5 protein-coding genes are annotated in these 5,072 nt (G+C 62.1%); 3 read left to right on the top strand and 2 right to left on the bottom strand.

Translation table 11 applies throughout. The features are described 5' to 3' along the window. Nucleotides 1–86: 86 nt before the first annotated feature. Nucleotides 87–848, bottom strand: a complete 762-nt coding sequence (locus tag ACW9JE_RS28365; protein ID WP_224537090.1) for an SDR family oxidoreductase — start codon at nt 846–848, stop codon at nt 87–89. A gap of 236 nt (nt 849–1,084) precedes the next feature. On the opposite strand from ACW9JE_RS28365, the gene ACW9JE_RS28360 reads away from it, so the two are divergent. Beyond that, nucleotides 1,085–2,089 carry an NADP-dependent oxidoreductase gene (locus ACW9JE_RS28360; protein ID WP_457434645.1) on the top strand — a complete coding sequence of 335 codons (1,005 nt, stop codon included), beginning with the start codon at nt 1,085–1,087 and terminating at the stop codon, nt 2,087–2,089. A gap of 124 nt (nt 2,090–2,213) precedes the next feature. Here the strand turns inward: ACW9JE_RS28360 and pyrF are convergent, their stop codons facing one another. Then, complete coding sequence (pyrF, locus tag ACW9JE_RS28355; protein WP_162279042.1) at nt 2,214–2,912, bottom strand: orotidine-5'-phosphate decarboxylase; 699 nt, start codon at nt 2,910–2,912, stop codon at nt 2,214–2,216. Between the two features lie 296 nt (nt 2,913–3,208). Between pyrF and ACW9JE_RS28350 the strand changes: the two genes are divergently transcribed. Next, entirely contained in the window at nt 3,209–3,967 is a 759-nt protein-coding gene (locus tag ACW9JE_RS28350) for a response regulator (protein ID WP_457434644.1), read from the top strand. Continuing rightward, the gene (locus ACW9JE_RS28345) at nt 3,967–5,016 is read left to right on the top strand and encodes a sensor histidine kinase (RefSeq protein ID WP_457434643.1); all 1,050 of its coding nucleotides are present in this window, start codon (nt 3,967–3,969) and stop codon (nt 5,014–5,016) included. The genes ACW9JE_RS28350 and ACW9JE_RS28345 overlap by 1 nt, the downstream gene beginning before the upstream one ends. Nucleotides 5,017–5,072 lie beyond the last annotated feature (56 nt).

The raw sequence follows: 5,072 nt of genomic DNA, 5'->3' as shown, positions 1-5,072 counted from the left end.
AGGGAGTGTCAGTCAACAATGATGTTGCTGACCCACCGCTTTCGCGAGCAAGCCCGCTCCCACAGGTTCGAAGTTCGCTGGAGAAATTAGAACGCGGTAACACCGCCATCCACCGCCAACGAATGCCCGGTAGTGAACGCCGCACCATCGCTGCACAGGTAAAGCACCGCACTGGCAATTTCCTCGACCTTGCCGATGCGCCCCACCGGGTGCATGGCATTGGCGAACTCGCCCTTCTTCGGATCGGCTTCATAGGCACGGCGGAACATGTCGGTATCAATGACTGCCGGGCACACCGCGTTGACCCGGATTTTCTTCTTGGCGTACTCGATGGCCGCCGACTTGGTCAGGCCGATCACCGCATGCTTGGACGCCGCGTAGATGCTCATCTTCGGCGCGGCCCCAAGGCCTGCCACCGAAGCGGTGTTGACGATCGCACCGCCGCCCTGGGCCAGCAGCAACGGCAGCTGATACTTCATGCACAACCACACGCCCTTGACGTTGACGCCCATGATCGCGTCGAACTCGTCGAGTGTCCCCTCGGCCAGCTTGCCCTTCTCGATTTCGATGCCGGCGTTGTTGAAGGCATAGTCGAGACGGCCGTAGGTATTGACCACTTCATCCATCAGATTTTTTACATCGCTTTCCACAGTGACGTTGCAGCGCACGAAGGTCGCTTCGCCGCCCGCTGTACGAATCAGCGCAACGGTGCCCTCGCCGCCTGCGGTGTCCATGTCAGCCACCACCACTTTCAGGCCCTCGGCGGCGAACGCCTGGGCCGTTGCGCGCCCGATACCATTGGCGGCGCCCGTCACTACAGCGACCTGACCGGAAAACGTCATGCTCATCGTTATGTCCTCAAGGAAAAGTTGGCGAGGGATATTGTTTTCCCAGTCTAGCCAGAGCATCCCCGTGCACGGCAGCACTATCAGAAGGCCGGTTGAGTGCCCATGAGTTGCAGTGATGGAACTCCCGTACCAATTATCACCACACTGGATCGAGACCTATTCGCCGTGTCAGCGAAACTTGCGGCCTCGCCATTGAAGGTCTATCTAAAAGGCTTCATTCATCTTGAGTGCCTGACATGACTACCCAGACCAATCGCCAGTTCCTGCTCGCCAAACGCCCGGTCGGCCCGGCTACCCGCGAGACATTCACTTATCAGGAAGTACCGGTGGGCGAGCCGGCCGCGGGTCAGATTCTGGTCAAAAACGAATACCTGTCCCTGGACCCGGCCATGCGTGGCTGGATGAACGAGGGCAAGTCCTACATCCCGCCGGTGGGTCTTGGCGAAGTCATGCGCGCCTTGGGCGTAGGAAAAGTCGTGGCGTCAAACAATCCCGGGTTCGCGGTGGGCGATTACGTTAACGGTGCGTTGGGCGTGCAGGACTATTTCGTCGGCGAGCCGCGCGGTTTCTACAAGGTCGATCCGAAACTGGCTCCGCTGCCGCGCTACCTCTCGGCACTGGGCATGACTGGCATGACCGCCTATTTCGCCCTGCTTGACGTGGGCGCTCCCAAGGCAGGAGAAACCGTGGTGCTGTCGGGTGCAGCCGGGGCGGTGGGCAGCATTGCCGGGCAGATTGCCAAGATCAAAGGCTGCCGCGTGGTGGGCATCGCCGGTGGCGCGGACAAGTGCAAGTTCCTGATCGATGAGCTGAGTTTCGACGGCGTCATCGACTACAAGAACGAAGACGTCATCGCCGGCCTCAAGCGTGAATGCCCGAAAGGCGTCGACGTGTATTTCGATAACGTCGGCGGCGACATCCTCGATGCCGTGCTGAGCCGCCTGAACATGAAGGCGCGGGTGGTGATCTGCGGCGCGATCAGCCAGTACAACAACAAGGAAGCGGTCAAGGGCCCGGCCAACTACCTGGCACTGCTGGTCAATCGTGCGCGGATGGAAGGCTTCGTGGTGATGGACTACGCCGCACAATTCGCCGCCGCCGGGCAGGAAATGGCCGGTTGGATGGCCAAGGGGCAGCTCAAGAGCAAGGAAGACATCGTGGACGGTCTGGAGACGTTCCCGGAGACGCTGATGAAGCTGTTCAGCGGGGAGAATTTCGGGAAGTTGGTGTTGAAGGTCTAAAACGAAAACTGAACCACTGTGGGAGCGAGCCTGCTCGCGATTGCGATTTGTCAGTCACATTGATGTTGAATGTGCCACCGCATCGCGAGCAGGCTCGCTCCCACATTTGGTTCTCAGTGTGTTGTCAGGCCAACTCAGCCACAACCGAAGCCAACGCCTGCGCCGGATCCGCCGCCTGGCTGATCGGACGGCCAATCACCAGATAATCGGACCCGGCATCCAGCGCCTGACGCGGGGTCAGGATGCGGCGCTGGTCGTCCTGGGCGCTGCCCGCCGGACGAATGCCCGGGGTCACCAGTTGCAGCGACGGATGTGCCGACTTCAGGGCCTGGGCTTCCAGGGCCGAGCAGACCAGACCGTCCATGCCGGCTTTTTCCGCCAGGGCGGCCAGGCGCAGTACCTGCTCCTGCGGCTCGATATCCAGGCCGATGCCCGCCAGATCCTCACGCTCCATGCTGGTCAGCACGGTCACGCCGATCAGCAACGGCTGCGGGCCGCTGCGCTTGTCCAGCACTTCACGGCAAGCCGCCATCATGCGCAGGCCGCCGGAGCAGTGCACGTTGACCATCCACACGCCCATTTCCGCGGCCGCTTTGACAGCCATGGCAGTGGTGTTGGGAATATCGTGGAACTTGAGGTCCAGGAACACTTCGAAACCCTTGTCACGCAGGGTGCCGACGATTTCCGAGGCGCAGCTGGTGAACAGTTCCTTGCCGACTTTGACCCGGCACAGTTTCGGGTCCAACTGATCGGCCAGCTTCAGTGCGGCGTCACGGGTGGGGAAATCCAGGGCGACGATGATAGGAGTCTGGCAGGCGGACATGAGCGGGCTCTCAGGCAAGTCGAAATCGGCGCGCATTGTAGCGGAACCAGCGCCGCTGGGGGACCCGATGATCGGTAAATCGTCGAGAACACTGCGGCAAGACTAGCCTTTTCGGCAATTGTGTCGAGCCCGTTACATTACCGACACGTCCACAACATCCTTGCCCGCTAGCCTCTCCAGCCGCAGCACGTCCTCCACCCAACGCTTTTCGGCTGCAGGCCGGACGCCTATGCTGGAAGCACCACCTCGCGGCCTATCTTTGTGGTTGGCAGCCAACCTGACAGATGAACGCACGCATGCACAACCTCCACGCACCTGTGAACGACGAGCAAAAAGCACCTGGCGACGACAAGCGCTGGAGTATTCGCGCGCTGATCGTCGACGATGATGTCCCGATCCGCGAACTGATGATCGACTACCTGGCCCGCTTCAACATCCACGCCAGCGGCGTCACCGATGGCGCCGCCATGCGTCAGGCGCTGCAAGCGGAACATTTCGACGTGGTGGTGCTGGACCTGATGCTGCCCGGCGAAGACGGGCTGTCGCTGTGTCGTTGGCTGCGCGCCGAGTCCGATATCCCGATTCTCATGCTCACCGCTCGCTGCGAACCCACCGACCGCATCATCGGTCTGGAACTGGGCGCCGATGATTACATGTCCAAGCCGTTCGAGCCTCGTGAACTGGTGGCGCGCATCCAGACCATCCTGCGCCGGGTTCGCGACGACCGCAGTGAACAACGGGCGAACATCCGCTTCGACAACTGGCGGCTCAACAGCGTGCTACGCCAACTGATCGCCGCCGATGGTCTGGTGGTACCGCTGTCCAACGCCGAATTCCGCCTGCTGTGGGTGTTCATCGAACGTCCGCGCCGGGTGCTGAGCCGCGAGCAATTGCTGGATGCGGCGCGCGGGCGCTCGATCGAAGCTTTCGACCGCAGCATCGACCTGCTGGTGTCGCGCCTGCGGCAGAAGCTTGGGGATGATCCGAAGGCGCCGCAATTGATCAAGACCGTGCGTGGTGAAGGCTACCTGTTCGACGCCCGAGACATCGGTTGATGCGCGGGCGCTTCGATACGCTGTTCGGCCGCCTGTTTGGCGTGTTGCTGATCGCGATTGTCCTGGCGCACCTGCTGGCCTTTGCCTGGTTTCATTATTACGGCCCGCCACCTCCGCCGCCTCCACCGGAATTTTCCGAAAGCTTCGACGGCAAGCGACCACCGCTGGACCCGCGCTTCGCCAACCGCCCTCCCCGGCCGTGGTTTGGCGGGCCGCTGGTGCCGCTGACCTTTCAATTCATCTCGCTGATCATCGCCGCCTGGTATGGGGCCAAGTTGCTGAGCCGGCCGATCCAGCGCTTGAGCGATGCCGCCGAGCGCCTTAGCGAGGACCTCAACAGTCCGCCGCTGGATGAGTCCGGCCCCCGGGAAGCGCGGCAGGCGGCGCACACTTTCAACAAGATGCAGCGGCGCATCATCGAACAAGTCAAACAGCGCTCGCGGATGCTGGGCGCGGTGTCCCACGATCTGCGCACGCCGCTGTCGCGGCTCAAGCTGCGGCTGGAGCAGATCGACGACGACAGGTTGCAGGGCCAGATGCGCCAGGATCTGGACGACATGATCAGCATGCTCGACGCCACCCTCACCTACCTGCACGAACAGCGCACCAGCGAGGCGCCGCAGTTGATGGATGTGCAGGCGCTGGTGGAGTCATTGAGTGAGAACGCTCAGGATCAGGGGGCCGATGTTCAGGCAAGCGGCCACTGTGTGCCGCTGCTGGTTCAGCCGATGGCGTTGAGGTCCTGTGTGAACAACCTGCTGGATAACGCCCTGCGTTATGCCGGGCGCGCGTCGATCACCCTGGAAGACCATCGCGATCAGTTGCTGATCAGGGTCATCGACCATGGACCGGGAATCGCGGCGGAGCAACGCGAAGCGGTGTTCGAACCCTTCTTCCGCCTGGAAGGGTCACGCAATCGCAACTCCGGAGGCGTCGGCCTGGGCATGACCATTGCCCGCGAGGCGGCGGAGCGGCTGGGCGGGCAATTGAGCCTGGAAGAAACATCGGGGGGCGGGCTGACGGCGGTCATTCGATTGCCGCGGGCCTGACACACACAGCCGCCCATTGTGGGAGCGGGCTTGCTCGCGAAAGCGTCAGGTCAGTC

It is taken from the genome of Pseudomonas sp. SDO55104_S430 (genome assembly GCF_054070595.1).
This window is presented reverse-complemented; position numbering and strand designations above follow the sequence as displayed.

What these genes read in the sequence shown, in the direction of transcription:
- ACW9JE_RS28365 (WP_224537090.1), bottom strand. Translation starts at nt 848, where the DNA reads ATGAGCATGACGTTTTCCGGTCAGGTCGCTGTAGTGACGGGCGCCGCC.
- ACW9JE_RS28345 (WP_457434643.1), top strand. Translation starts at nt 3,967, where the DNA reads ATGCGCGGGCGCTTCGATACGCTGTTCGGCCGCCTGTTTGGCGTGTTG.
- ACW9JE_RS28350 (WP_457434644.1), top strand. Translation starts at nt 3,209, where the DNA reads ATGCACAACCTCCACGCACCTGTGAACGACGAGCAAAAAGCACCTGGC.
- ACW9JE_RS28360 (WP_457434645.1), top strand. Translation starts at nt 1,085, where the DNA reads ATGACTACCCAGACCAATCGCCAGTTCCTGCTCGCCAAACGCCCGGTC.
- pyrF (WP_162279042.1), bottom strand. Translation starts at nt 2,912, where the DNA reads ATGTCCGCCTGCCAGACTCCTATCATCGTCGCCCTGGATTTCCCCACC.